Here is a 25,218-nt window from a genome sequence, read left to right as displayed (position 1 = left end):
TCTATCATAGAATACACCAAATTGCGCCACGGAAATAATAAAATGTGGTAAAATAGAAAGATGTGAAAGGAAATAATATTGGGGAGGAAATCTTCATGAAATTAAAGCGTTGGATAAAGGCAGGTGTGCCTTTTATGGCCCTGCTTTTGGCAAGTCCCGGAGCTCAGGCGGCGGACTTGAGCCTGCAGGACGCCATCAATCTGGCACTTACCCAGAACACAGGGCTTAAAGTCACCCAAAAGGGCGAGGATACGGCCAAGTATGCGCTGGAAAAAGCAAGAGGCAGTAATGGCGTGAGCGTGGGGCTGAGCGATACTCTTTCCACGACGAAGAATAAGGATTCTGACCGTCAGGATAGCAACAGCGTTGGCATCACGGGGAAACTGCCGCTCTATACCGGCGGCAAGAATCAGGCCAGCATCAAAAGCGCGAAAATCGGCGTGGAATCTGCCAGCTTACAAACTCAGCGGGCACAGGAGGATTTGAAGCTCAATGTCATCAAGGCTTATTATAATGCGTTGGAAGCTCAAAAGACTGTGGGGGTGCGCCAGGAAACCGTGGATAAGTACCAGGAGCACTTCACCAACGTAAGTCAGCTTTATGCGGCAGGTTCCAAGGCCAGAATCGATGTAATCCGTTCGCAGGTGGAGTTAAGCAATGCCAGACAGAATTTGATTAAAGCAGAAAACAGCTACGAATTGGAGCTGGCTGACCTGCGCAATTACCTCAACATTGACCGCAGTGAGCCCTTGAATCTCACCACGGATTTTTCCTATCTGGCTTTTGACCAGGATATGGGCACCTGCCTTGATTACGCCTACCGCAACCGCAAGGATTTGCTGGTGGACAAGAACAAGCTCGAACAGCAGGAGCAGGCCATTAAGGAAGCAAAGGCTGGTTATCTGCCGACACTGAATCTGTCGGTGGGGCTTAACAGCAGTCAGAAATTCCATCCGAGCAGCGAGAACAGCCATGGGGCTACCGCTTCGGTGGGACTCAGCTGGAGTATTTTTGACAGTGGTGTGACCCGTGCGCAGGTAAAGACTGCCGAAACCAGCCGGGATGTGGCCAAGCTCAATTACCTCAAAGACAAAGAGGCCATTGATTTGGCAGTACGGCAGGCTTATTACAATATGCGCGAGGCAGAAAAGCGTTTCAATTCCACGCAGGATGCCGTGCATCAGGCGGAGGAAGATGCTTTCATCGCCCGCGAGAAATACCGTGCTGGTGAAGGACTTATGCTCGATATCATCGATGCGCAGGAAGCGCTGTCCACGGCGCGGCTCAATTACATCAGCGCCCAGTACGATTACGCCCGCTACAAGGCCACCGTGGAAAACGCCATGGGAGTTGAGCTGACGGCCGAGGAAAAACAGGCCGCGGCCCTTCTGGAAACGGATGCAGATGCAGCGCTTGCCCAGTCCCGCCTGGGCAGCAGCAATGATACCACCGTGGACAGTACCCGCAAAGTAGCGGAAGAACTGGCAGGAAATGAGGGAAATAAATGAAGCTGAATTGGAAAATAAAAGCAGCCATAGCCGCCGTCTTGATAATCGGTGCGGCGGTGTATGGCTACCAATACTATCAAGGCCAGCAGGCGGCCAAGAAGGCAGCGGCGGTGGAGACGGTACCCGTCACCCGCATGAATGTGAAATCCACCGTTTCGGCCACGGGTACGATTAAACCGGTGAACAGCGTCGAAGTCAGCTCCAAGGTTACGGCCCGCATTAAGGAAGTGCTCGTCAAGGAAAACGATACCGTGACGGCAGGCCAGACCATCGCGACTTTGGATGCCAAGGATTACGAGGAAAAGCGCAATCAGGCCCAGTACAAGGTCACCAATACCAAGGCCAAGTATGACCGCGTCAGCTATCTTTACAGCATTGGTGCCAAAACGCAGTCCGACTTGGAAGATGCCAAAATGAATTACGACACGGCACTTTCTTCGTTGGCTGAATCCCAGTCCAATATGAGCGAAATGACGATTGTGGCACCTATGTCCGGCGTCGTGGTTGGTCAGCCCCAGACCGCAGGCACCATGGCGGTGCAGGGAAACAGCAGCCCCACGGTCATCATGCGCATTGCGGATATGTCCAGCAAGCAGATTCTGGCCAAGGTGGATGAAACGGATATCGGCAATGTGAAGGTTGGCCAGTCCGCAACCTTTACCGTGGACAGTTTCAACGGCAAGACTTTTACGGCAAGAGTGTCCAAGATATCCCAGACCGATACCAGCAACAGCTGGAATGTCAATACTTCGAGCAGCTCATCTTCGAGCAGTTCCTCCGCCAGCGTTATCTACTACTATGTGACGCTCGATGTGGATGACCCGGAAAATGTGCTGCTGCCAGCCATGACCGCCCGGGTGGAAATCAACACCGCCGAGAAGAATGATGCGCTGGTGGTGCCGCTGTCCACCCTCAAAACCGATACCCACGGCTCCTATGTTATCGTGAAAAATGACGATGGCACGCAGGAAAACCGCTATGTGTCCACCGGCATCTACAGCGATGAATACGTGGAAATTCTGGAGGGGCTCTCGGAAGGCGAACAGGTAGTCAGCACTTATGTAGCGAAAGCCTCTACAACTTCCAGCTCAAAAAAGAACGACCGTGGCGGCCCACCACCAATGTGAGGAAGGCGGTAAGAACGCGATGACGAACAACGAAAAGCGAATTGCCACCATCCAGCTGAAGGATATCAAAAAACTTTACAAAATCGGCGGGGAGACGGTGGCGGCCTTGGACGGCATCACCACCAACATCTATCAGGGCGAATTTGCAGCCCTGATGGGACCTTCCGGTTCCGGCAAATCCACATTGATGAACATCCTGGGCTGCCTTGACCGTCCCACGGTCGGCTCTTATAAACTGGACGGTCAGGAAGTAGCTGGACTCAGCGATGATAAGCTGGCAGTTACCCGCAACAAGAAAATCGGCTTTGTCTTTCAGAACTTCAATCTGTTGTCCCGCATTTCGGCACTCGAAAACGTGGCCCTGCCGTTGGTTTATTCCGGCGTGGGCCGCAAGGAACGGCTGGAAAAGGCCATGCACTTTTTAGAGGCAGTGGGCCTTGCCGACCGGGCGGAACATCAGCCCAATGAACTCTCCGGTGGTCAGCGGCAGCGCGTGGCCATCGCCCGGGCACTCGTCAATGACCCGCATATCATTATGGCCGACGAACCGACAGGTAATCTCGATACGAAATCCACCAAGGAAATCATGGAGATTTTCCAGAAGATGCACGGCATGGGCCGTACCATAATTCTCGTTACCCATGAGCCGGAAATTGCCGCCTGCGCCAGCCGTCAGCTGTTGGTGCGGGATGGCAAAATCACCCGGGACGAAGGAAGGGGCGTGGTGATGGATGTTATTTAGTGAAAGCTTCCAGATGGCGCTGACTTCCCTCTACGCCAATAAAATGCGCAGCCTGCTCACCATGCTGGGCATCATTATCGGTGTGGCCGCTGTGATTGCGCTGGTGTCCGTCGGCATGGGCGTGCGCAGTAATGTCACGAACTCCATTGCGAGTCTCGGCTCCAATATGCTGATTATCTCGCCGGGTTCTTCCAATAGAGGCGGCGTGCGCGGCGCAGCAGGCTCCATGCAGACGCTGAAATATGACGATGCCAAGGCCATCAAGGATAAAATCAAAAATATTGATTATGTGTCGCCCTCGGTGTCCTCGTCCTATCAGATTGTCTATGGCAATAACAACTGGAAAACCAGTGTGCAGGGCGTAACGGCAGAATTTATGTCCATCCGCTCACTGACCATCGGCTACGGTTCCTTTATCACTGCGGATGATATGAATAAACGCAACCGCGTGGCCGTAATCGGCACCACAGTTGCGTCTAATCTCTTTGCCAAGGAAAACCCGGTGGGCAAGAATATCCGTATCAACAATCAGCCCTTCAAGGTTATCGGTCTATTGGAATCCAAGGGCCAGTCCTCTGTGGGACAGGACCAGGATGATGTGATTTACATTCCCTTGACCACGGCACAGGAACGCATGTTGGGCATTACCTATGTCCAGTCCATCAACGTGCAGGTTTCCAGTCAGGAAAAGATGGAGCAGGTGCAGGCTGAAATTGAAAATCTCCTGCGCTCCCGCCATCATATCCTTGCGGGCAAGGATGATGATTTCAACGTCCGCAACCTCACGAGCCTGATGGAAACGGTGAATCAGTCCACCTCCATGTTGACCCTGCTGCTGGGCGCAATCGCCGGAATTTCCCTGATTGTTGGCGGTATCGGCATCATGAACATCATGATGGTGTCCGTCACCGAGCGTACGAGAGAAATTGGTATTCGCAAGGCTTTGGGCGCTACCTTTATGAACATCATGACCCAGTTCCTCATTGAATCCATGGTCATTGGCATAATCGGCGGCATAATAGGTATCATTGTTGGCTGCGGTGTCTCACAAATCATTGCCAAAGTGGGCAACTTCACAACGGTTATCACCATCACCCCGATTATCATATCGTTTATCTTTTCCGTGGGCATTGGTCTGTTCTTTGGCATCTATCCTGCGCGAAAAGCAGCCAAGCTGGACCCCATTGAGGCATTACGATACGAATAACTGCAGCAATGCAGCAACTGTAAAAAAAGGACCATACGCAAAAGTATCGGTCTTTTTTTTATGCGCAAATTTCATGAGCAGGAACGCACCAATGCCACCGGCAATCAATCCCATGACAATGACATCGAGAAGCTGGCTGCTGCCCAGCCACAGTCCCAAGGCGGCAATCAGTTTGATATCACCGCCGCCAATGCCCCCGCGGGTCAGGATGGCCAGCACCAGGAACAGGATGCCGCCGCCCAATCCCGCAGCGAGATGGTCGAGTACGGGATAACCGTTAAGAATAGAGGAAAAAAGTCCTAGTAGTGCAAAAGGGAGTAACATGACATCGAAAATAACCTCTTGCTCGAAGTCAGTAAAAGTAAAGAGAATAAGGAAATAGATGAAAAACAAGCCAAAAAAATGACTTAGGACTGTAGAACTAATATTTAGTAAATAGAAAGCCATAAGCATTCCGAGCACGCCAGGCAGATAACGCTTGCGGCTTTCGTGTTGGGCAAAAATCTTATGGGGAAAGCTGAGAATATTTTCTTTTGTGCGATAGAGTTTTGCAATCCAGTGATTGCCTGCGATAGCACCACTTACAGCACAAATAACGGCTATGAATAGTTTTAGTATGAACAACATGAATCTCACCTCAAGCCTAGTTTACCGTTAATGGGCAAAAAAAGCAAATGCTAGGGACTTAAGTCTTAGCTTAGATATGGGGGAATTCATATGATTTATCACCTATTTTACTACAATTTACAAAAAATAACCGGAAAAGTGTTGACTTTTCCGATATAAAGGTGTTATTCTGTTAACAATTCATTTAGAAAGTGATTAGAGAAACTTTAAGGAAAGATTAAGGCGTTTGAGACTAAAAGCCTAGATGCATCTCTTAGAACGCCGAGGTAGTCGCATTTTAAGGATGGGAACAGATGAAAAAGTGGTTGTTGGAAACAAAACTTACCTATAAGCAGTGGGTGTCGCTGGCTGTATTTGTCAGTTGTCTGTTGGGATTGATGGTGTATATGTCATTATCCGGCACAGAAAGTTCTGCTCAGGATGGACCTAAGGTAGAGATGGTGAAGGTTGTAGTAGCCAAGCAGGATATTCCAGAACGCACGATTATCAAGGATAATATGCTGAAAGTCGTGGATATGCCGGCTGATGTGGTGCCTGCCGAAGCCGTGCGTGAAGTAGGCGAGATTACGGGCAGTCCCACGAGCGTTGCGATTCAGCAGGGCGATATCCTGACCTCGAAAAAAGTTTATGCGGATGTTCGCATGGCTGGGTTTACCGGAACGATTCCTCCCAACTGCCGCGCGGTGTCCGTAGCAATTACCGATATTACCGGTGTTTCCGGCTTTGCAAAACCAGGCGATTATGTGGATGTAATGGTGGTTTCCGGAACGAAGGAAAGCGGCCTGCGGGGCGAAATTCTCTTGCAGAATGTGCAGCTCCTGGCCATTAATAAGACGGGCGGCTCGGCGGCAGAAGTGGACGAGAAAAAATCTGCTGACAGCAAGAAAGATGGCAATGAAGGTGCCATTAAGGGCAGCGGCGATGCTATGGCTACAGCAACGTTGGCCCTGCCGCTGGATGAGGCGCTCAAAGTAGCAACGGCTTCCCAGAAGGGAACGATTTATCTGGTGCTTCGTCCTGTAGCTCCCACGGATATTTTTACGATTAATACGGATTATGTGATTCCCGGTGAACGCAAGATGGAAACGGCGCCGAAGGCTAGTGCGCCAAAACCAGCACCTGCTCCGGCACCAGCGCCTGCTCCGGCAGCTGCCAGCGCGCAGCCTGCTAAGCCTGCAGCACAGAGTGGAAGTTTTACCATAATCCGTGGTACGAAGAATAACAGGGAGGACTAAATTGTATACAGGAACGAAAATCGCGCTGGGAATGGCAGCGGTGACTGCCATCATGGCACCGGCTCCGGCTTATGCCTATGCACAGCCTTTGTGGCTCGGGGTTAATCAGGCTTATTATTTGAGCACCAACAGCGCGATTACAAGAGTAGCTGTCGGCAACCCCAAGATTGCTGATGTGCAGGAACTGGGCAAGTTTGCCATCAATATCGTAGCGATAAAGCAGGGAACCACGACGATAAACGTTTGGACGGCAAATGGAATGCGTCAGGATTTTACCGTCAGCGTAAATAATGAAGATAAAGGTTTGGCTGCAGCCATTGAACAGGCGATTAATCTGCCGGGCGTAACCGTGCAGATGGTAAACAACAGAGTGCTTTTGCGCGGCACAGTCAAAAATCAGTATGAAAAGGATTTAGCCTTCAAGGTCGCCTGCCTTTATGTGGGAGATGACCCCACGAATACCAAAAGTGATAAGATGAATTTGGGTGGCAGCGGTTCGAGTACGGTTACGACGTCAGTAACGACAGAGGAGCAGAGAGACAGCAGTGCGCGGGTTATTAACCTTTTGGATATGGAGAATCCTGACCAAATAAATATGGAAGCCCTGGTTATCGAGATTAATTCCGATGAGGCAAAAAAATTAGGGATAACCTATTCGTCGCAAACGACAAATGGCAGTAAAGATGATGGCATAACGCTGAATGAACCGGGAACTTTCTATGCAGGTGAAAGTTTTGGCGCTCAGCGCTCCAAGGGAAGCCATTGGTATAACCGGAATTGGCTCTATACGCATTTTTCCAAGATTAATGCTCAGCTTAAGCTGCTTGTGCAGCAGGGCAAGGCGCGCGTAGTTTCCCGCCCCAATATCACCACTATGAGCGGCAAGTCTGCCGGAATTCTGGTAGGTGGTCAGATTCCTTACCCGGTTGCATCCTCTTCGAGCAACAATATTACGGTAGAATACAAACCCTATGGTATTTCCTTGAATCTCATCAATCCAACGGTGGATAGGCAGGGGAACATTACTGCGAAAATCAATGCCGAAGTTAGCCGTTTGGATAAGGCAAATGTCGTTTCAGTCAATGGCTATAGTATGCCGGGGTTGTCCACGCGCTCCGCTCAGACCGTTGTGAATATTCCTTCGGGTATGACCATGGCTATCGGCGGCCTCTTAAATTCCGAGGATAGCAAAATCGTACAGAAGGTGCCTTTGCTGGGCGACATTCCCATCTTGGGTGAGCTGTTCAAATATCACAATGACAGCCGTCAGAAATCGGAAATCATGATTCTGTTGACGCCGCGGGTGGTTAATGAGCGTACGGAAGTGAAGATGTCGGATAAGATGGCGGATTACTTCAACGACAGCCGCCGTGAAGTGCGGGATATGCAGAGTGTGGATGTGAACGGCCCCATTCCGGAGAAGCCGGACAAGAAGAAAAAGGTAGCGGTTCAGGATGAAACCAGTCCCTTAGACAATATCATGCCGGTAAGTGGCAGTCAGGGCAATTAAGGAGACTTCGAGAAATTATGGGTGAATTTACACAGGAAATAAATGGTGTGGTCATCACCTTTTTCAGCACCGCTTCGGCGGTGGGCAAGACCCTTATCAGTACGAACATGGCTTCGGAGCTGGCCCGTCAGGGGAAAAAAGTCTGCCTGGTGGACTTTGACCTGCAGTTTGGGGATGTGAGCAATTATTTGCAGCTCATGCCTCAGCGCACGGTTTACGATTTGCAGCAGGCCATGAGCTTGCAGGGAAATGCTGTGCGGGCGGAGGAATTTTTGACGCCCTACGAATACCACAATGTGGTGTTCTATGTACTGCCGGCACCCCAGCGTTTGGAAGAAGCCTACAATATCGATGCAGATAAGGCGATTGCCATGATTCGCAAGCTGCAGAAAGTCTTTGACTATGTGCTGGTGGATACCACCTCCATGTTCAGCCAGCTCAATCTGGCGCTGTTGGATTTGTCCACTATCGTCAGCTTCCTGGGCATTGTGGATTTTATTCCTACCATTAAAAATATGAAAATCGGTGCGGAGACGCTGAAAAAGCTCAACTATGATAAGAACAAGATTCGCTTGATTCTGAACCGCAGCAACGCTAAGACCCGTATCAGCATTGATGATGTGGAAAATCTGCTCGGAGAACCTTTTTATCACATTCTCCCCAATGACTTCCAGGCGGCCAGCCGTTCCATCAAAGAGGGTGTGCCGCTTGTGCTCCGATCCGAAGGCAGTGAGCTGGGCGATGCTTTGCGGGACTTGGTAGCCCGTTATACCAATCGCGTTTATGACGATGATGTAGTGGATGAAGATGTGCCGGAATCCTGGCTGGCCAGGATTTTTGGCTGAAAGGAGATAAGCCATGGATTACCGCGTACTGCTGGCGGAGTCGGACAGACTGATGCTGGAGCGGCTCGGTCAGGTGGTAAACGATACGCCGAATTTTACCCTGGCGGCAAAATTCCAAAATGTCAGTGATGCCTTAGGGCAGGGGGCTGTGTTCAATCCCAACCTGATATTGCTGGATATTGAGCAGCCCGGGGGCATGGGGCTTATTGACGAGTTCAAGAAGGCCTATCCCGGCGCGGCCATCCTCTGCATGGGGGAAAAGTGGCAGGCGGAAAATGCCAGCCACAGCATTAAGGCTGGCGCCAAGGGCTACATCATCAAGCCCTTCACCGGTATGGAACTGCAGGAAACCGTGGAGACTTTCTCCCGGTTGGGCAGTGAGGCCGGTGCGGAAACTCTGGTGTTTTTCAGCCCCAAGGGCAAGAGCGGCAAGACTACACTGATTGCCAATCTGGCCATGGCTTTGGCCCGGAAGACTCGGGAGCCGGTGGGCATCATCGATGCGGATTTGCAGTTCGGAGATATGGCGGTTTTCTTTAACCTCGCGCCCCAGACCACTATCGTGGAAGCGGTACGGGATGCCAAGTTCCTGTCTCCTGCGTCCCTGAGTTCCTACTTTATGCCCGTTGCTCCCAATGTCAGTGTGCTTTGCGGCACCCCGACACCCAATATGATTGATAAGATTGCCATTGATAAATTGGAAAATCTCATTGCCATGAGCCGCAGCCTGTTCCGCTATATTCTAATTGATGTACCGGCTGGTTTTAATCCCACATCGATTGCCGCGGCAGAGGCATCCAATACGACTTTCCTGGTCAGCATGATAAACGGTGCTTACGAAATTGACCATATGAAACGGGCGCTGGATGTGTTCCGGGATTGGGAGGATGTGGAAGAACGGGCGAAGGTTATCTTTACCCGTGTGGAACCCTGTGATTCCCGCTCCAAACTGGAGCTTTCGCAAAAATTGGGTTATCCCGTTACGGAGATTATTCCCAATGAATATGCCATCGTTTCCGACGCAGCGGATAAGGGGAAAATGGCCACGGACATCCGTCCGGACAGCCCCCTTTCCCGCCAGGTGGACCGGCTGGCCGATAACATCATCGGCAGACAGCACCGCATAAGGTGGGCTGCCGTATGAGACTTGTGTTAGCTCTGGCGGTGACGCTGCTGACCTTCGTGCTGCTCATGATGATTATCCGCATCAAAGTGCGGCAGCATAAGGACCTGGTCAACCGCATGGAATATTTTTCCGGCTCGGCCGTGCGCTTGCGTCAGCAGGAGCTGCGCGGCACGCGCACAGCGGTCGTGGCCAAAGACAGATTCCGCGAGTTTGTGCGAAAGGCGGGGCTTTTCGTCCAGCGCCTCCAGCACCGCGGCAACAGCATGGACTTCAAGATGCAGCAGGCGGATTGGCCGCTGCTGGGTTCTGAATTTGAAGTAATGCTGGCAATCATTGGTGCAATTTGCGCTGTGATTACTTTGGCCGCTACGCTGGAACCGCTGATGGCCTTGATTGCCTTTGCTGGCGGTGTGCTAGCAGGCTTGATGCTCCTGAACATCTACATCAAGCGGCGGCAAAAAGCCTTTACCAATCAGCTGGGCGATATGCTCACCATGGTGGCTAATGCCCTGCGGGCAGGCTTCAGCTTTATGCAGGCCTTTGAACTGATTGCCCGGGAGATGGATGCTCCCATTGGTCGGGAAGTGCAGAAGGTTGTCAATGAAGTAAATATCGGCGTGGATTTGGAAACCGCCTTGGATAATATGCAGAAGCGGGTCAATAGCCCGGATTTTGAACTTGTGGTTACTGCGGTTGTCATTCAACGGCAGGTGGGTGGTAATTTAGCGCAGATATTGGATACCATCAGTGAGACTATTAACGAGCGCATTAGAATGCGCCGGGAAGTGATGGCTCTGACCGCTCAAGGGAGAATGTCAGGTATTGTACTGGCGTTGTTGCCTGTGGCATTAGGTATCTTTTTGAATATGGTAAGTCCTGATTATATGCGGCCCCTCTTGGAAGAACCTATGGGTAGAATGGCTATTATTGGCGCAGTTATACTGGAAATCATCGGTTTTGTGGTTATTCGCAAGATTGTTGATATAAAAGTCTAAGTATGTGAATCCTATGGATTTTACATAAATAATTAATTTTTTATCTATTTAGGGAGGATTTTAGAATGAAGGAAATTATCAACTATTTGCAGGCACGTTACCTCAATGAAAAGGCTCAGGGCATGGTGGAGTATGCACTGATTGTTGCTTTTATTGTGGGTGTGGCAACTCTGATTTTTGGTACGGATGGTAGCATGCAGGATGCTGTAAAGTCTGCATTTACTAAAGTAAAAACTGCCATTGGTTAATTTGTAGCAGATGTATTTTAGGAAGGTTGACGGAAATGAAATTAATGCAGAAAGGTCAAAGCATGGTGGAATTTGCCGTCATCTTTCCTTTTTTTATGTTCTTGATTATGTCTTTGGCGTATTTTGGGCTGGCATTTGCAGATTATTTACAGCTTAATAATATCGCCCGCAGCAGTGCCAGAGAGGCACTTAACTATACCAATATATCAGCAGAAGATAACAAGAAAAAATCTAATGGTCAATTAAATAATGAATTAAAATCAAATTACAATAAAGTTAAAGAAAAATATAGTAAGCAAAAATTAGTTTCTGATATGTATAGCTGGGGAGATAAATCCAGCAAGTATGATATAGCTTATGATAAAAGTAATGAAAATGTAACTGTGACTATAAAAGCACCGTTGAATAAAAATACTGATTCCCTGCCTGCGATTATAGACAGGTTGACGAAGAGTAGTGTCAGTGATAGCGGAACTTTTGATATAAACATTAAATATACGATGTATAGTGGTTCGACGAAATAGTAAGTGGGAGTGAGTATGCGATGTCATTATTGACAAGCTTGGGGAGAATTGATGGGATAAATAAACAGGTAATGATATTTTCCTCCCATGATGAAGGTCAGGAAACTATCGAAGACCGTTCCTATCAGGCAGCAAAACATCGTATTCATCAACTGATTGTGGATGGGATGACGCCAGATGAGCAAAAGGTGTTATCTGCCGCCAGTAATGATTCACATCAAATAGATGAAGTAATCCAAAAATATTGTCAGCAGGTTATTGATAATGAAGCCTTTGCTGTGCCGAGAGGCTATATACCCCAGCTGGTAGTGGATATACGGGATGAGATGCTGGGGTTAGGTCCTATACAGTCTCTGCTTAATGATGAATCCGTTACCGAAGTAATGGTGAATGGTCCGCAGAAAGTATTTGCGGAACGCTTGGGCAAGGTAGAATTGACGGATGTGAAATTTCACGATAATGCTCACTTGATGAACATTATCGAGCGTATTCTGACTCCATTAGGACGAAGGATTGACGAAGCATCACCCCTGGTAGATGCCCGTCTGGAAGATGGTTCCCGCGTAAACATCATCATTCCTCCCCTGTCTTTAGTGGGGCCAGCGTTAACCATCCGTAAATTTTCCAAGAAACCTTTGACGGTGGATAACCTGATTTCTTTTGGTACTATTGACGCGAAGATGGCAAAATTTTTGCAGGCATGTGTCAAGGCACGGGTTAATATTCTGGTGTCTGGTGGTACTGGTTCAGGTAAAACTACCACACTCAACGTGATATCTTCGTTTATTCCCGAAGCAGAGCGCATTGTCACCATCGAAGATGCAGCAGAACTGCGTCTGCAGCAGGAAAATTTGGTGATCTTGGAATCACGTCCTGCTAATATTGAAGGAGAGGGACAGATTACCATTCGTGATTTGGTGCGCAATGCTCTGCGTATGCGCCCGGATAGAATTATTGTGGGTGAGGTACGTTCTGGTGAGGCTTTGGATATGCTGCAGGCCATGAATACCGGTCATGATGGCTCCTTGACTACGGCTCATGCCAACAGCCCTAGGGATGCGTTGTCCCGCTTGGAGACCATGGTGCTGATGAGCGGTTTGGAACTGCCGGTGCGGGCCATTCGTGAGCAGATTTCTTCGGCTATAGACCTGGTTATTCAGCAGTCGCGCATGAAGGATGGCAGCCGAAAAATTACCCATGTAACAGAAGTCCAGCATATGGAAGGCAATACCATTACGACGCAGGACATTTTCCGTTATGAGCAGACGGGCTTTGATGATAATGGCAAACCCATAGGCCACTTTGTACCAACGGGATTACAGCCAAGCTTCATGGATAAATTTGAGCTTAATGGTATAGAGCTGCCGGAAAATTTCTTTATGCCCGAGAGCGGAATAAGAGAGTCATATAGAAGGAGTGCGCTGTAATGCTAGTTGTTCTATTCTCGCTGTCCTGTGCTGTAGTCGTGTTTATGCTCTTTTACAGCTTTATTGATAAGAAAGTTCGTCCTCAATCTCAGGTACATCAGCGGTTATTAAATATTCAGTTGGGTAACACCTCGGATAAAACTGCTATGCAGCGTGGAAATGAGCGACGCAAACTCGGCGATATTCCCTTTGTGGAACGTGTGGTAAAGCCCTTTTCCGAACAATTGGAACGCGGAATTAATCGCTTGGCACCGAAACAGCTGAGTAAGCTGGTGAACCAGCGTATAAGTATGGCGGGAAAAACTAATCAATGGTCAGCTAATGAGTTTATAGGCGCTTCGTTGCTTAGCTTTATCTTTATGGGCTGTTTTATGATAATGGTGGTATCCGACAGGCCTTATCACTTGATTCAAAAGGTGATGTTTACTTTGCTATTTGCTGGTATGGGCGGAATAATGCCAACGCTGTTATTAAATGTCATAATAAAGAAGAGACAAGCGGTTATTCAGCGGCAGCTCCCCGAAGTGTTGGATTTGCTTTGTGTTAGTGTACAGGCTGGTCTTTCCTTTGACGCCTCCCTGCGCAAAATTGTGGCGCGCATGAGAGGCCCCTTTATTGATGAATGCCGCCGGATGCAGGAGGATATTCAAATGGGAATGGTGCGGCGGTCAGCAATGCATCATGTGGCGGAGAGGTGTCAGATACAGGATATTTCTCTTTTTATTACATCTCTGATTCAGGCGGAGAAGTTGGGAACCAGCATGAGCAAGACCTTGAAGAATCAGGCGGATAATATTCGCGAACGCCGCCGTCAGTATGTAAAAGGTGAGGCGATGAAAGCGCCGGTAAAGATTTTGTTCCCCTTGATTGCCTTCATCTTCCCAGCATTGTTCGTTGTGGCATTAATGCCGTCGATATTGTCTTTTATGAAAAATATGTAATTGTAACTCGGGAGGATTCATGAGGATAAATCGCGGGTATAGCCAAAGAGGCGCCTTTTTAATTTTAGTAGCTTTTCTTTTACCACTGATAATGGCTATGCTGGGCTTTGTTATAGACTTTGGCAACGTCTACTGGCATAAGTCCGTGTTGCAGAACTGCGCCGATGCATCTGCCTTAGGCGGAGCAAAAGCCGGTGATAAAGGAAAGACGTTCAAAAAGAGTGATGCTGACAGTATGGCTGATAAGCTGTTAGCTAAAAATAAGCGCTACGATAGTAAAAAAAAGAGTTACCAGTATTTGGGGAGCAAGAGCGACCCTAAGAATACCCATTATTATGTGGTCACATTGACAGAAAAAGTGCCAATGTATTTCCTGAAGTATTTTGGCTATAAGGAAATGGAGATAGAGGCTTCATGTAATGTTAAGGTGCACAAGACAGGTAATGGTAGTTTTCCGTTATTTGATAATCTAATTACTTTTAGCAAGGAATTGTATGTAGTTAATTCTGATGATAAAATTTTCAAGGGAAATATTATTCATACTGAAAAAAATGTCGTTACAAAAGTTGCTGGTTATTATGAGTATTACGCCAATGGTAGTAGATCAGAAATGGCTAAAGAAAAAGGTCTCTTACATACACCGAATGGTTCAATTTGGCCCAATGACTCCAGTTATTACAAGCCAGAGTATGCGGTAGAGTTGGATGCGCCACAGAATAAGGCATTAAAGGAATATATAAATAATATAAGAAGCACAACTACGCCAACGAACGGACAAAATATAACAACAGATAATCTAAAAAATCAATTTACCTACATTCCATACGTAAGTAGTTTTGATATAAATAATGATTTTGATAAAAATCCTAATAATACTCATGTTGTGGTTATTGACTCAGGATGTGTAAATATACATATTAATAGTGATGTAACTTGTAGGCTAATTATTATTAGTTTAAGCACAGACGGGGTTCATGTAGAAGGAACTGGAAAGGTACATATGACATTATATGCGCCGAATATTAATCAATGGGACAGTTTACATTGGAATCCTAATGGTGTGGAATTTTATGGAACTATGATAGCACCTAAAGTTTCAATAGAAGCAAGCACACGTAGTTTTACTTATGAATCTCCTAATTTCCCGGGAGAAAATGGCAGTAGCAATAGTTCTATGTCATTGGCAGACGATGAAGATATTGCCTGGTAGAAAAAAGACCATTTTCGCTTTTGAAGGCGAAGATGGTCTTTTTTACTTACTGATAATGGACTTTTTAGAAGGAAGTTATTACTTCCCCTACTTGTACATTGACAGCCTCTCCTGCACTGACCTCCACCACGCCCCAGGCCTTCCAGCACCAGGCTAGCCCAATCCAGGGCTTTACGTTGCGGGCGACTTTGAGCACTTTGTAGTCTTTGTCGATGAAAATCGCGTCAATGGCAAAGCGCATAAAGCACATATGGATGCTGTTGCAGGGCGCGATGAGCAGGCCGTGGCCTGCGGGGAGGCGCTTGCGCAGCATAAGGCCTCGGAAGCGGGCGAGGAAGGTATCAGCCATTTCGATTTGTAATTGCATAATATCACCGTTTTCTAAGAAGTAGTCATGCAATATTATACATGACTACTTTTATTATGAAAAGAATGTGTCGATATAAACTGTACAGGCAGGAATTTTTCGGATAAAGGGAAAATTACCGTTTACGGCGAAACTAAAATGTAATAAGATATTATCCGGGAGTGTAAAGTATGTTAAAAGAATGGAAGTTAAGCGCCGCTGTACCGGAGGCGGCTGATTTTGCCAGAGAACTGGGCGTGACCAGGAGTCTGGCCAATATATTATGGAATCGTGGCATCTGCACCCGGGAGGCAGCGGAAGTTTTCTTGCAGCCGGAGAAGCAGGCCTTTTATGACCCATTCCGGATGAAGGATATGGATAAGGCTGTGGCCCGGATTATTGAGGCCATAGATAATGAAGAAAAGATTGTGGTCTATGGGGACTATGATGTGGACGGTATGACGGCCACGACTTTGCTGGTGCATAACCTTAGGGCTTTGGGAGCCAGCGTGGATTTTTATATTCCCCATCGGGAAAAGGAAGGCTATGGCTTTAATCTGCCAGCACTGCAGAAAATTGCCGATAGTGGTGTTAAGCTGCTGGTGTCTGTGGACTGCGGCATCGCTTCAGTGGATGACGTGGCGGCCATGGCAGGCAAATTGGATATCATTGTAACCGACCATCATCTACCGGGGGAAAATCTGCCGCCGGCGCTGGCGGTGGTCAATCCTCATCGTGAGGACTGCCCCTACCCGGATAAAAATCTGGCCGGTGTAGGCGTGGCTTTTAAGCTCTGTCAGGCTTTGTGGCAGGAAATGCACGGCCAAAGTTATGAGCAGGATTTGGAAATCGTGGCTTTAGGTACTGTGGCCGATATTGTGCCTCTAATTGGAGAAAATCGCAAGATTGTGGCGGCAGGGCTAAAAAAAATGCGCAAATCTTCCTTTGTGGGGATGCGGGCTTTGGTGAATGTTTCGGAAATACGTGAGGATGAACTGAACACCGGGCATGTGGGCTTTCGGCTGGCACCCCGCCTCAATGCAGCGGGGCGTATTGGTTCAGCCCGCAAGGGTGTGGAACTTTTACTTACCAAGGACGAAGCGGAAGCAGAATCTTTGGCTATGGAGCTGGATATGCTCAACAGTCAGCGGCAGAGTATCGAACAGGAAATTCTAGCTAAGGCCGAGGCTGAACTTGTCGGTGTGGATGTGAACAACCTGCCGGCCATTGTGGTGGCCGGGGAGAAGTGGAATCCCGGTGTTATCGGCATTGTGGCTTCGCGTCTGGTGGATAAATATTACAAACCGACGATTGTTTTCAGCAAGCAGGAGGACGGCGTCTGCAAGGGTTCCTGCCGCAGTATTGAGGGACTTCATATGTACGAAGCCCTGAGTGCCTGTAAGGAACATATTTTGCAGTTCGGCGGCCATTCGCAGGCAGCAGGTTTGTCGGTGAGCCTCGACCAGCTCGAAGATTTTAAGCAGGCTTTTGCTCAGGTGGCAGAATCCACTTTGACCGCAAATGATTATGTGCCCAAGGTGAAGGTGGAAATGGAACTGCCGCCGGAGGAAATTACTTTTGAATTGGTGGATGAACTGGCGAAATTGGAGCCCTTTGGCATGGCTAATCCCAAGCCGCTTTTCGGTGTGCGGGGGATTCGTGGAACATCGCCGCAGGCCATTGGTAAGGAAGGGCAGCATCTGCGCTTTCAGGTGGGAAGTCCGGCAGAGCCTCGCACAGCCCTGCTTTGGAATCGCAGCGATTATGTGGGCATCATCAACAGTGAAGTCATTGATATGGTGTACAGTCCTGCTGTTAACGAGTGGCAGGGCAACCGCAGTCTCCAGTGCATGGTGGACAGCATTGCCCCGTCTGACGGGGAACGGATTTTCCCAGAGCGTGAACAGCTGGTTGATATTTATAAGTTCCTTTATCAGATTCAGCAGAACGAGGATTATATTCCCTACACTGCCGAGCAGCTTACGGTGGATTTCTGCAAGCGGGGGAGTCATATTTCCCTCTATACCATGAGTCTGGGCCTGCGGATTTTTCAGGAACTCAATCTTTTGCGCATGGATTTGCAGGAGAATTGTTATTACCTGCCCAAGGCCAGCGGCCGTATGGAATTAGAAAGTTCGCCTACCTATCGGAATGGGCGGCACCGCTAAGGAAGGAGAAGTGGCATTATGAATGACAAAGATAAAGCACCAGTGACCATAGAATCCATACTTGAGGCGGTAAAGGCCTATGAGCCCAGGGCAGATATTGCTTTGATTCAGAAAGCCTATGATCTGGCTGCTAGTGCTCATAAGGGGCAGGTGCGGGTGTCAGGGGAGGAATACATCATTCATCCCTTGCACGTGGCGGAAATCCTCACGGAACTGCATATAGATGATGTGACCATCAGCGCGGCGCTCCTGCATGATGTGGTGGAAGATACCATTTATACCAAAGAGCAGATTGCCGAGATGTTCGGTGAAGAAGTGGCCATGATTGTGGATGGTGTCACGAAACTTGGGCGCATTAAGTACAAGTCAAAGGAAGAAGTTCAGCTGGAAAATTACCGCAAGTTGTTCTTGGCCATGGCCAAGGATATCCGCGTCATCATGGTGAAGCTGGCTGACCGCCTCCACAATATGCGCACGCTTAAATACATGCGGGAGGACAAGCAGAAGCGCATTGCCAAGGAAACCATTGAAATCTATGCGCCGCTGGCGAACCGTCTGGGTATTTCCAATATCAAATGGGAGCTTGAGGACCTCTGCCTGCGCTATCTGGAACCGGAAAAATATTACGATTTGGTGGAAAACGTCAAGCAGAAGCGCAAGGAGCGGCAGGCGTTTATCGACACCGCCATTGAGCAGATTGAAAATAAAATCAAAGAGTCCAATATCAAGGCCGAAATCAAAGGCAGGGCCAAACATTTTTACAGCATCTATAAAAAGATGCTGCGGGATAAGAAGGATATCAGCGAAATCTATGACCTGTCGGCTATCCGCGTATTGGTGGAATCCGTGCGGGACTGTTATGGAGTGCTCGGCGTAATCCATGCGATGTGGAAGCCGATTCCGGGCCGGTTCAAGGACTATATCGCCATGCCGAAATCCAACGGCTATCAGTCCCTGCATACCACAGTTATGACCCGCGGTTATCCGCTGGAAATTCAGATTCGTACCTTCCATATGCATGAGGTGTCAGAGTTCGGTGTTGCGGCCCATTGGAAGTACAAGGAAAATGGCAAGGGCTCGACGGCGGGCGGCGCCATGGACCAGAAGATGAACTGGCTGCGACAGATGGTTAGTCTGCAGCAGGAACTCAGCGACCCAAAGGAATATTTTGAAGCCCTCAAGGTGGATATTTTCTCGGATGAAGTGTTCGTGTTCACGCCGAAGGGCGATGTGGTGGATTTGCCCAAGGGCTCCATTCCCATCGACTTTGCTTACCGCATCCATACAGAGGTGGGGCATCACTGCGTAGGGGCCAAGGTCAATGGCAAGCTGGTGCCGCTGGAGCATAAGCTCAAAAACGGCGATATCGTGTCCATTGTCACCAACAAGGCCAATAACGGCCCGTCCCGCGACTGGCTCAATATCGTGGCTTCTTCGGAAACCCGCAGTAAAATCCGCTCCTGGTTCAAGAAGGAACGGCGCGAGGAAAATATCGAGCGGGGCATGGAACTTATCCGCGAGGAGGCTAAGCGCTTAGGCTATGCGCCCAAGGAGCTCTTGAAGGACGGCCGCCTGCTCGAAGTGGCTAAGAAGCTCAACATTTTGAGCGAGGATGATTTGCTGGCGGCTGTAGGCTATGGCGGTTTGGCTGTTCATGGCATTTTGACCCGTCTGGTGGAATTCCATAAGGAAGACATCAAGGAAAAGACGCCGCTGGATGTAACCCAGATGTTGTCGGCCTTGAAGCGTCCGGCCAATGGCGGCCGCAAGAGCAAATCAAGCCACGGCGTATTGGTTGAGGGCGAAAGCGGGCTGATGGTGAGACTTGCCCGCTGCTGCAATCCTATCCCCGGCGACCCGATCACGGGCTATGTGACTCGTGGCCGCGGTGTGTCTGTTCATCGCACTGACTGCCCCAATGTGCTCATGGATACGGATTTGACCCGTATGATTGAAGTGAGCTGGGATGTGGGCCTTGATAAGCAGTACAAGGTGGAACTGGAAATTGTCTGCAATGACCGCAGTGGTATTCTGGCCAATGTGCTGTCGGTGCCTACGGAAATGAAGATTAACATTCACAGCATTAACGCCAACCCAAATCGCAATACCAAGACCTCTACCATCTATCTGGGACTCGATGTGAACAGCAACACCCAGGTGAAGCAGATTATCACCCGCCTGCGCCGGGTCAAGGACGTTTACAGTGTGGTAAGAAAAATGGGCAGCAATCCCAATATGTAGTTTGTCATAAAATACTTTTTCTGCTATAATGGATATATTTGATTTAAGAAGTCAAACTGTGTGTTATAAGACGGAGAACATGACGCGTTATTAGATATATGAAAGGGTAGGTTTTATGGCACAGACATTTACCATGGACGATTTGAAACAGCGCTTGCAGGCTCGCCAGCATAAGATGACGCCCCAGCGTCAGACGGTACTGCAGGTGTTCCTTGACCATCCCGGTGAGCATCTTTCCGCAGAGGATGTGTATGGCATTCTGCGGCAGGGCAGCTCGGAAATCGGTCTGGCTACGGTTTACCGCAGTCTGGAACTGCTGTCGGATTTGGAAATTCTGCAGAAGATGGAGTTCGGCGACGGCTGCAGCCGTTATGAGGTCAATACCACGAATCCTTTGGAACACCATCATCATCACCTTATCTGCACGACCTGCGGCAAGGTGACGGAGTTTGAAGACGATTTGTTGGATGAACTGGAAGGGGATATCCAGAATAAACTGGGTTTCAAAGTCCTCAATCATCAGGTGAAATTCTACGGTACATGCAAGGAGTGCCAAAAAGAAAATTGAAGGTAAGAACCTTTACACTGAACTCGAAAAAAGAAATTATATCCAAGATTACCCGGGAAGTGCTGACCCTCTTTAAGGTGGAAGTGGTGGGCCGGGAAGGCGAGGCAGATTTTGCGCAGCTTTCTGTGGTCAATCATCGCTTGCCAGTAGAAGGCGAGCCGCGTGAAGGCGCGAAGGTTTGCATGGAAACCACGCTGATGCTCTTTGCAGAGGATGGCACGCTAAAAAGCTATACCCGCCGGGAATGTGGCAAAGAGGACGAGCTGGAGCGAGCGGCGGTAAACCGCACGATAAAGCTCAATCTCTACCATATCTTCTGTGAGGAACTGGGCTATGCGCCTGCCCCTTGGGGAATTCTCCACGGGGTACGTCCGACGAAAATCGTCCATCGCTGGATTGAATACGGCATGGATGAGGAGTCCATCGTCAAGCGTTTGATGACCGACTTTGCCTGCAGCGAGGAAAAGGCGCGGATTATCACGCCGATGGCGTTCCGTCAGCTGCCATTTTTGAGGACCTCGGACGAAAAGACCATCAGCATTTATGTGGGGATTCCCTTCTGCCTGACCCGCTGCCTGTATTGTTCCTTCCCGGCTAATGTGTTGCCGGGGAAAAAGAAACTGGCCGAGTTTATGGCGGTGCTTAAAAAGGATATCGAGGGTGCTAAAGCGGCGGTGGAGGCGCACGGACTTAAAGTCCAGAATATCTATGTGGGCGGCGGCACGCCGACGGCTCTGCCGGACGCAGAATTCCGCACGATGCTGGGCTGGGTCTGTGATGCCTTTTACCACGATAATCTAGCCGAGTTTACGGTGGAGGCAGGCCGACCCGACAGCATTACGCCGGAAAAGATTGCGGCCATGCACGATTTCAAGGTCACGCGCGTCAGCGTCAATCCGCAGACCATGCAGGAGAGAACCTTGAAGGTTATCGGCCGCCAGCATACGCCGGAGGCCGTGACGGAAATGTACCATGCCCTGCGGGCGGCTGGCATACCCCATATCAACATGGATTTGATTTTGGGTCTGCCCGGTGAGACAGCGGCCGATGTGGACGATACACTGGCCAAGGTCACAGCGCTGAATCCGGACGATATCACCCTGCACGCGTTGGCTTTGAAACGAGGTTCCCGTCTCAAGCTCATCATGGAAGAACGCCATGTGGACTTGCCCGGCGCAGAGGAAACTCGTAAAATGGCGGAAGTGGCCATGGGCTACATGAAGAAATTTGGCTATGAGCCATATTATCTCTACCGTCAGGGCTATATGGCTGGTGACTTGGAAAATATTGGCTGCTGCCATAAAGGTGCCGAAGGGATGTACAACATCCAGATTATGGAAGAACATCAGACCATTATCGGCATTGGCGGCGCCGCCACAAGCAAAGTGGTTGACTTTAAGAATAAGCGCATGAAGTCCTCGTTCAACGCCAAGGATTTAGTGACATACTTGCGCGATATTGATATTTACATAGAAAAACGGCGGGCTCTTTTGGATGAAGCCTGCGCAAATTAATTAGGGGGAGTAAGACGAATGTTAACCAATGCCCCAAGAGGGACAAAGGATATATTGCCCGATACCGTCGGACAATGGACCTATGTGGAAGAAAAAATCCGTGACCTGTGTGCCCGTTATGGCTACAAGGAAATCCGTACGCCGATGTTCGAGCATACGGAGCTGTTCCATCGTGGTATCGGCGAGGGTACGGATGTGGTGGACAAGGAAATGTACACCTTCACTGACCGTGGCGACCGCAGCATTACTCTGCGTCCGGAAAACACGGCTTCGGCGGTACGTGCCTATCTGCAGAACAAGCTCTATGGCGACAGCAGCCTGACGAAGCTTTTCTACATCGGCTCCATGTTCCGCTATGACCGTCCGCAGGCCGGCCGTATGCGCGAATTCCATCAGTTTGGTGTCGAAGCTTTGGGCGAGTCCAATCCGGCAGTGGATGCAGAAATCATCATGCTGGCTATGGATTTACTGGGTGGCTTGGGACTTAAAGACCTCAAGTTGTCCCTGAATTCCGTTGGCTGTCCGAAATGCCGTCCGGTATACCGCAAGGTTCTGCAGGATTTCTTCCGCGACAAGCTCGAAGATTTGTGCGATGACTGCAAAGACCGCTTTGAGCGCAGCCCGCTGCGTATCCTCGACTGCAAGGCCGATGCCGACAAGCCTTATATGGCTGATGCACCGAAGATTACGGACTGCCTCTGCGAGGAATGTCAGGACCACTTCCACAAGGTACAGCACTTCCTGACGGAAGCTGGCGTGGAATTTGAACTCGATGCCCGTCTCGTGCGCGGTTTGGATTATTACACCAAGACTGCTTTCGAGATTAAATATCCGCCCCTCGGTGCGCAAAGTGCCGTTGCAGGCGGCGGCCGCTATGATGGACTCATTGAGGAAATCGGCGGCAATCCGACTCCGGCTGTGGGCTTTGCCACGGGCTTGGAACGCGTGCTGTTGGCCTTGGAGAAACAGAATCTCCTGCCGGAAATGGACACGAAGACCGATGCTTTTGTGGTCGCCTTGGGTGAAGAAGCGCAGGGCGCAGCCTTTAAGCTCCTGACGAAACTGCGTCAGGCAGGGCTTAAAGCCGGTATGGACTATGCGGGCCGGAGCATGAAGGCCCAGATGAAGCAGGCAAACAAGGCCAATGCCCGTTTTGCCCTGATCATCGGTGAAGATGAAGTCAAGGAAGCTTGCGTACAGCTCAAGGACATGGAAAAGAGCGAGCAGGAGAAAGTTTCTTTTGATAATATAATTGAAAAGCTATGTGCTGAGGTGAAAGGTTAATGGAAACATTACAAGGCATGAAGCGCGACCATCATTGTGGCGAGCTTCGCAAGGAAAATGTAGGCACGGATGTCGTGCTGTGCGGCTGGGTTGCCCGCCGTCGTGACCATGGTGGACTCATATTCGTGGATATGCGTGACCGTTCCGGTTTTGTGCAGGTTGTCTTTGATGAAGCCAGCATGGAAGGCGGCACGTTCCACAAGGCAGAATCCCTGCGTAACGAATTCTGTATCGCTGTTCGCGGTACGGTACGCGCCCGCAGCGAAGAAACGGTGAACAGCAACATCGAAACCGGTGAAATTGAAGTTGTCTGCACTGAGCTGCGCATTCTGAACAAGGCTAAGACGCCGCCGTTCTACATTCAGGATGGCATTGACGTAGACGAAATGCTGCGCTTGAAGTATCGCTATCTCGACCTGCGCCGCCCGGAAATGCAGAAGAACATCATTCTGCGTCACCGCGTGACGAAGATTATGCGCGATTACTTCGACCGCAACGGTTTCCTCGAAATCGAAACTCCGATGCTCTGCAAGAGCACGCCGGAAGGCGCACGTGACTTCCTCGTGCCGAGCCGTGTAAATCCGGGCGAGTTCTACGCTCTGCCGCAGTCCCCGCAGATTTTCAAGCAGATTCTGCAGGTTGCCGGCTTTGAAAAATACTTCCAGATTGTCCGTTGCTTCCGCGATGAAGACCTGCGTGCTGACCGTCAGCCGGAATTCACCCAGCTCGATATTGAAATGTCCTTCAAGAGCCAGGAAGAAATTCTGACCATTATGGAAGAAATGGTTAAGGAACTCTTTGAAAAATCCATCGGTGCTAAGGTGGAAACGCCGTTTGAACGCATGGATTGGGATACGGCTATGGATAAGTACGGTTCCGATAAGCCGGACCTGCGCTTTGATATGCCGCTCATGGACATCTCCGAGTACGTTAAAGGCTCTGACTTCAAGGTGTTCAACGCCGTTATCGAAAACGGCGGCATGGTTAAGTGCATCAAGGTGGACGGCTATGCGGACATTCCGCGCCGTCGTCTGGATGAACTCGTTAAGTTCGTACAGATTTATGGTGCCAAGGGGCTTGCTTGGATTCAGTACAGCGAAGAAGGCGTTAAGAGCCCGTTCAAGAAGTTCTACAGCGATGAAACCTTCGCTAAGATTGCGGAAGCTACTGGCGCCAAGACTGGCGACCTGCTCCTCGTTGTGGCTGACAAGCGTCTCGTTGTTGACACGGCTCTCGGCCAGCTCCGTCTTGAAATGGGTAAGGAACGCAATCTCATTGACCCGGATAAACTTCGTTTCCTCTGGGTTGTTGACTTCCCAATGTACGAATGGAGCGACGAAGAAAAACGCTGGAAAGCTATGCACCATCCGTTCACGGCTCCGCGTGACGAAGATATCGAATTCCTCGCCACTGACCCGGGCCGCGTAAAGGCTAACGCTTACGACATGGTTCTGAACGGTGTCGAAATCGGTGGCGGCTCCCTGCGTATCTACAATGCAGAACTGCAGGAAAAGGTATTTGAATCCCTGGGCCTCACGCAGGAAGAAGCACATGCGAAGTTCGGCTTTATGATGGATGCCTTCCAGTACGGCACACCTCCTCATGGCGGCCTGGCTTTCGGCCTTGACCGTCTGGTTATGATCATGGCTAAGCGCGCTTCCATCCGTGACGTAATCGCCTTCCCGAAGACGCAGAGTGCTCGTGACGTAATGTCCAACGCTCCGTCCGAAGTTGACGATAAACAGCTCCGTGAGCTGTCCATCCGTACGGCAGTAAAGAAAAAAGAAGCTAAGCAGGAAGAAAATGCTTAATTGAGCTATAGAGT

At 49.5% G+C, this 25,218-nt stretch carries 22 protein-coding genes; 20 read left to right on the top strand and 2 right to left on the bottom strand.

What is annotated here, in order from left to right:
• The first annotated feature begins 95 nt into the window (after window positions 1–95).
• From T320_RS08740 to T320_RS08725, 4 genes are read left to right on the top strand one after another with little or no spacing between them, the layout of a single operon-like run.
• The gene (locus T320_RS08740) at window positions 96–1,508 is read left to right on the top strand and encodes a TolC family protein (protein WP_037354955.1); all 1,413 of its coding nucleotides are present in this window, start codon (window positions 96–98) and stop codon (window positions 1,506–1,508) included.
• Entirely contained in the window at window positions 1,505–2,635 is a 1,131-nt protein-coding gene (locus T320_RS08735; RefSeq protein WP_026761407.1) for an efflux RND transporter periplasmic adaptor subunit, read from the top strand. Before T320_RS08740 ends, T320_RS08735 begins: the two co-directional genes overlap by 4 nt.
• Before the next feature lie 19 nt (window positions 2,636–2,654).
• Entirely contained in the window at window positions 2,655–3,377 is a 723-nt protein-coding gene (locus tag T320_RS08730; protein WP_026761406.1) for an ABC transporter ATP-binding protein, read from the top strand.
• Window positions 3,367–4,584 carry an ABC transporter permease gene (locus tag T320_RS08725; RefSeq protein ID WP_026761405.1) on the top strand — a complete coding sequence of 406 codons (1,218 nt, stop codon included), beginning with the start codon at window positions 3,367–3,369 and terminating at the stop codon, window positions 4,582–4,584. The genes T320_RS08730 and T320_RS08725 overlap by 11 nt, the downstream gene beginning before the upstream one ends.
• Here T320_RS08725 and T320_RS08720 read toward each other — a convergent pair.
• Complete coding sequence (locus T320_RS08720) at window positions 4,570–5,211, bottom strand: prepilin peptidase (protein WP_072024004.1); 642 nt, start codon at window positions 5,209–5,211, stop codon at window positions 4,570–4,572. The two genes, T320_RS08725 and T320_RS08720, sit on opposite strands and share 15 nt — an antisense overlap.
• Before the next feature lie 293 nt (window positions 5,212–5,504).
• Here T320_RS08720 and cpaB point away from each other — a divergent pair, with 293 nt between their 5' ends.
• From cpaB to T320_RS08670, 10 genes are all read left to right on the top strand, one after another.
• On the top strand, window positions 5,505–6,446 hold the full coding sequence (gene cpaB / locus T320_RS08715) for a Flp pilus assembly protein CpaB (protein WP_037354953.1): 942 nt from the start codon (window positions 5,505–5,507) through the stop codon (window positions 6,444–6,446).
• Window position 6,447: 1 nt separating this feature from the next.
• On the top strand, window positions 6,448–7,956 hold the full coding sequence (locus tag T320_RS08710) for a type II and III secretion system protein family protein (protein WP_037354951.1): 1,509 nt from the start codon (window positions 6,448–6,450) through the stop codon (window positions 7,954–7,956).
• Window positions 7,957–7,973: 17 nt separating this feature from the next.
• Window positions 7,974–8,801, top strand: a complete 828-nt coding sequence (locus T320_RS08705) for an AAA family ATPase (protein WP_037354948.1) — start codon at window positions 7,974–7,976, stop codon at window positions 8,799–8,801.
• A gap of 13 nt (window positions 8,802–8,814) precedes the next feature.
• Window positions 8,815–9,945: a response regulator gene (locus T320_RS08700; RefSeq protein ID WP_037354946.1), complete on the top strand. Its 1,131-nt coding sequence runs from the start codon at window positions 8,815–8,817 to the stop codon at window positions 9,943–9,945.
• Window positions 9,942–10,922 carry a type II secretion system F family protein gene (locus T320_RS08695; protein ID WP_037354945.1) on the top strand — a complete coding sequence of 327 codons (981 nt, stop codon included), beginning with the start codon at window positions 9,942–9,944 and terminating at the stop codon, window positions 10,920–10,922. The genes T320_RS08700 and T320_RS08695 overlap by 4 nt, the downstream gene beginning before the upstream one ends.
• Window positions 10,923–10,987: 65 nt before the next feature.
• Window positions 10,988–11,170 carry a Flp family type IVb pilin gene (locus T320_RS08690; protein WP_037354943.1) on the top strand — a complete coding sequence of 61 codons (183 nt, stop codon included), beginning with the start codon at window positions 10,988–10,990 and terminating at the stop codon, window positions 11,168–11,170.
• Between the two features lie 35 nt (window positions 11,171–11,205).
• Window positions 11,206–11,694, top strand: a complete 489-nt coding sequence (locus T320_RS14010; RefSeq protein WP_051608685.1) for a TadE family protein — start codon at window positions 11,206–11,208, stop codon at window positions 11,692–11,694.
• Window positions 11,695–11,714: 20 nt separating this feature from the next.
• The gene (locus T320_RS08680) at window positions 11,715–13,121 is read left to right on the top strand and encodes a CpaF family protein (RefSeq protein WP_037354941.1); all 1,407 of its coding nucleotides are present in this window, start codon (window positions 11,715–11,717) and stop codon (window positions 13,119–13,121) included.
• Window positions 13,122–13,165: 44 nt separating this feature from the next.
• Window positions 13,166–14,062: a type II secretion system F family protein gene (locus T320_RS08675; RefSeq protein ID WP_231465878.1), complete on the top strand. Its 897-nt coding sequence runs from the start codon at window positions 13,166–13,168 to the stop codon at window positions 14,060–14,062.
• 19 nt (window positions 14,063–14,081) lie between these two features.
• Entirely contained in the window at window positions 14,082–15,272 is a 1,191-nt protein-coding gene (locus T320_RS08670) for a TadE/TadG family type IV pilus assembly protein (RefSeq protein WP_037354936.1), read from the top strand.
• Between the two features lie 64 nt (window positions 15,273–15,336).
• Here T320_RS08670 and T320_RS08665 read toward each other — a convergent pair whose 3' ends face one another.
• Window positions 15,337–15,639: a DUF192 domain-containing protein gene (locus T320_RS08665; protein ID WP_051608689.1), complete on the bottom strand. Its 303-nt coding sequence runs from the start codon at window positions 15,637–15,639 to the stop codon at window positions 15,337–15,339.
• A gap of 170 nt (window positions 15,640–15,809) precedes the next feature.
• Between T320_RS08665 and recJ the strand changes: the two genes are divergently transcribed.
• From recJ to aspS, 6 genes are all read left to right on the top strand, one after another.
• The gene (recJ, locus tag T320_RS08660) at window positions 15,810–17,786 is read left to right on the top strand and encodes a single-stranded-DNA-specific exonuclease RecJ (protein ID WP_037354930.1); all 1,977 of its coding nucleotides are present in this window, start codon (window positions 15,810–15,812) and stop codon (window positions 17,784–17,786) included.
• 18 nt (window positions 17,787–17,804) lie between these two features.
• Window positions 17,805–20,027: a RelA/SpoT family protein gene (locus T320_RS08655; protein WP_026761392.1), complete on the top strand. Its 2,223-nt coding sequence runs from the start codon at window positions 17,805–17,807 to the stop codon at window positions 20,025–20,027.
• Window positions 20,028–20,142: 115 nt separating this feature from the next.
• Window positions 20,143–20,595 carry a Fur family transcriptional regulator gene (locus tag T320_RS08650; protein WP_026761391.1) on the top strand — a complete coding sequence of 151 codons (453 nt, stop codon included), beginning with the start codon at window positions 20,143–20,145 and terminating at the stop codon, window positions 20,593–20,595.
• Window positions 20,592–22,109 (top strand): coproporphyrinogen dehydrogenase HemZ, encoded by a 1,518-nt coding sequence (gene hemZ, locus T320_RS08645; protein WP_037354928.1) that lies wholly within the window; start codon window positions 20,592–20,594, stop codon window positions 22,107–22,109. Before T320_RS08650 ends, hemZ begins: the two co-directional genes overlap by 4 nt.
• Window positions 22,110–22,127: 18 nt before the next feature.
• The gene (hisS, locus tag T320_RS08640; protein ID WP_037354927.1) at window positions 22,128–23,393 is read left to right on the top strand and encodes a histidine--tRNA ligase; all 1,266 of its coding nucleotides are present in this window, start codon (window positions 22,128–22,130) and stop codon (window positions 23,391–23,393) included.
• A complete protein-coding gene (gene aspS, locus T320_RS08635; RefSeq protein ID WP_026761388.1) occupies window positions 23,393–25,204 on the top strand; it encodes an aspartate--tRNA ligase in 1,812 nt (603 codons plus the stop codon). The genes hisS and aspS overlap by 1 nt, the downstream gene beginning before the upstream one ends.
• Window positions 25,205–25,218: the final 14 nt, after the last annotated feature.

Origin of the sequence: Selenomonas sp. FC4001 (genome assembly GCF_000701565.1) — a bacterium.
GTDB lineage: Bacteria > Bacillota > Negativicutes > Selenomonadales > Selenomonadaceae > Selenomonas_A > Selenomonas_A ruminantium_B.
The sequence above is the reverse complement of the archived record's forward strand: the minus strand, read 5'-3'. Positions and strand labels throughout refer to the sequence as shown.

Excerpts from the sequence above, each read along its gene's own strand:
- T320_RS08720 (WP_072024004.1), bottom strand. The coding sequence starts at position 5,211 with ATGTTGTTCATACTAAAACTATTCATAGCCGTTATTTGTGCTGTAAGT.
- T320_RS08695 (WP_037354945.1), top strand. The coding sequence starts at position 9,942 with ATGAGACTTGTGTTAGCTCTGGCGGTGACGCTGCTGACCTTCGTGCTG.
- T320_RS08730 (WP_026761406.1), top strand. The coding sequence starts at position 2,655 with ATGACGAACAACGAAAAGCGAATTGCCACCATCCAGCTGAAGGATATC.
- T320_RS08735 (WP_026761407.1), top strand. The coding sequence starts at position 1,505 with ATGAAGCTGAATTGGAAAATAAAAGCAGCCATAGCCGCCGTCTTGATA.
- hisS (WP_037354927.1), top strand. The coding sequence starts at position 22,128 with ATGTTAACCAATGCCCCAAGAGGGACAAAGGATATATTGCCCGATACC.
- T320_RS08690 (WP_037354943.1), top strand. The coding sequence starts at position 10,988 with ATGAAGGAAATTATCAACTATTTGCAGGCACGTTACCTCAATGAAAAG.
- T320_RS08740 (WP_037354955.1), top strand. The coding sequence starts at position 96 with ATGAAATTAAAGCGTTGGATAAAGGCAGGTGTGCCTTTTATGGCCCTG.
- T320_RS08670 (WP_037354936.1), top strand. The coding sequence starts at position 14,082 with ATGAGGATAAATCGCGGGTATAGCCAAAGAGGCGCCTTTTTAATTTTA.
- recJ (WP_037354930.1), top strand. The coding sequence starts at position 15,810 with ATGTTAAAAGAATGGAAGTTAAGCGCCGCTGTACCGGAGGCGGCTGAT.
- T320_RS08705 (WP_037354948.1), top strand. The coding sequence starts at position 7,974 with ATGGGTGAATTTACACAGGAAATAAATGGTGTGGTCATCACCTTTTTC.
- T320_RS08725 (WP_026761405.1), top strand. The coding sequence starts at position 3,367 with ATGTTATTTAGTGAAAGCTTCCAGATGGCGCTGACTTCCCTCTACGCC.
- cpaB (WP_037354953.1), top strand. The coding sequence starts at position 5,505 with ATGAAAAAGTGGTTGTTGGAAACAAAACTTACCTATAAGCAGTGGGTG.
- T320_RS08665 (WP_051608689.1), bottom strand. The coding sequence starts at position 15,639 with ATGCAATTACAAATCGAAATGGCTGATACCTTCCTCGCCCGCTTCCGA.
- T320_RS14010 (WP_051608685.1), top strand. The coding sequence starts at position 11,206 with ATGAAATTAATGCAGAAAGGTCAAAGCATGGTGGAATTTGCCGTCATC.
- T320_RS08675 (WP_231465878.1), top strand. The coding sequence starts at position 13,166 with ATGCTCTTTTACAGCTTTATTGATAAGAAAGTTCGTCCTCAATCTCAG.
- T320_RS08700 (WP_037354946.1), top strand. The coding sequence starts at position 8,815 with ATGGATTACCGCGTACTGCTGGCGGAGTCGGACAGACTGATGCTGGAG.
- T320_RS08650 (WP_026761391.1), top strand. The coding sequence starts at position 20,143 with ATGGCACAGACATTTACCATGGACGATTTGAAACAGCGCTTGCAGGCT.
- T320_RS08680 (WP_037354941.1), top strand. The coding sequence starts at position 11,715 with ATGTCATTATTGACAAGCTTGGGGAGAATTGATGGGATAAATAAACAG.
- T320_RS08655 (WP_026761392.1), top strand. The coding sequence starts at position 17,805 with ATGAATGACAAAGATAAAGCACCAGTGACCATAGAATCCATACTTGAG.
- aspS (WP_026761388.1), top strand. The coding sequence starts at position 23,393 with ATGGAAACATTACAAGGCATGAAGCGCGACCATCATTGTGGCGAGCTT.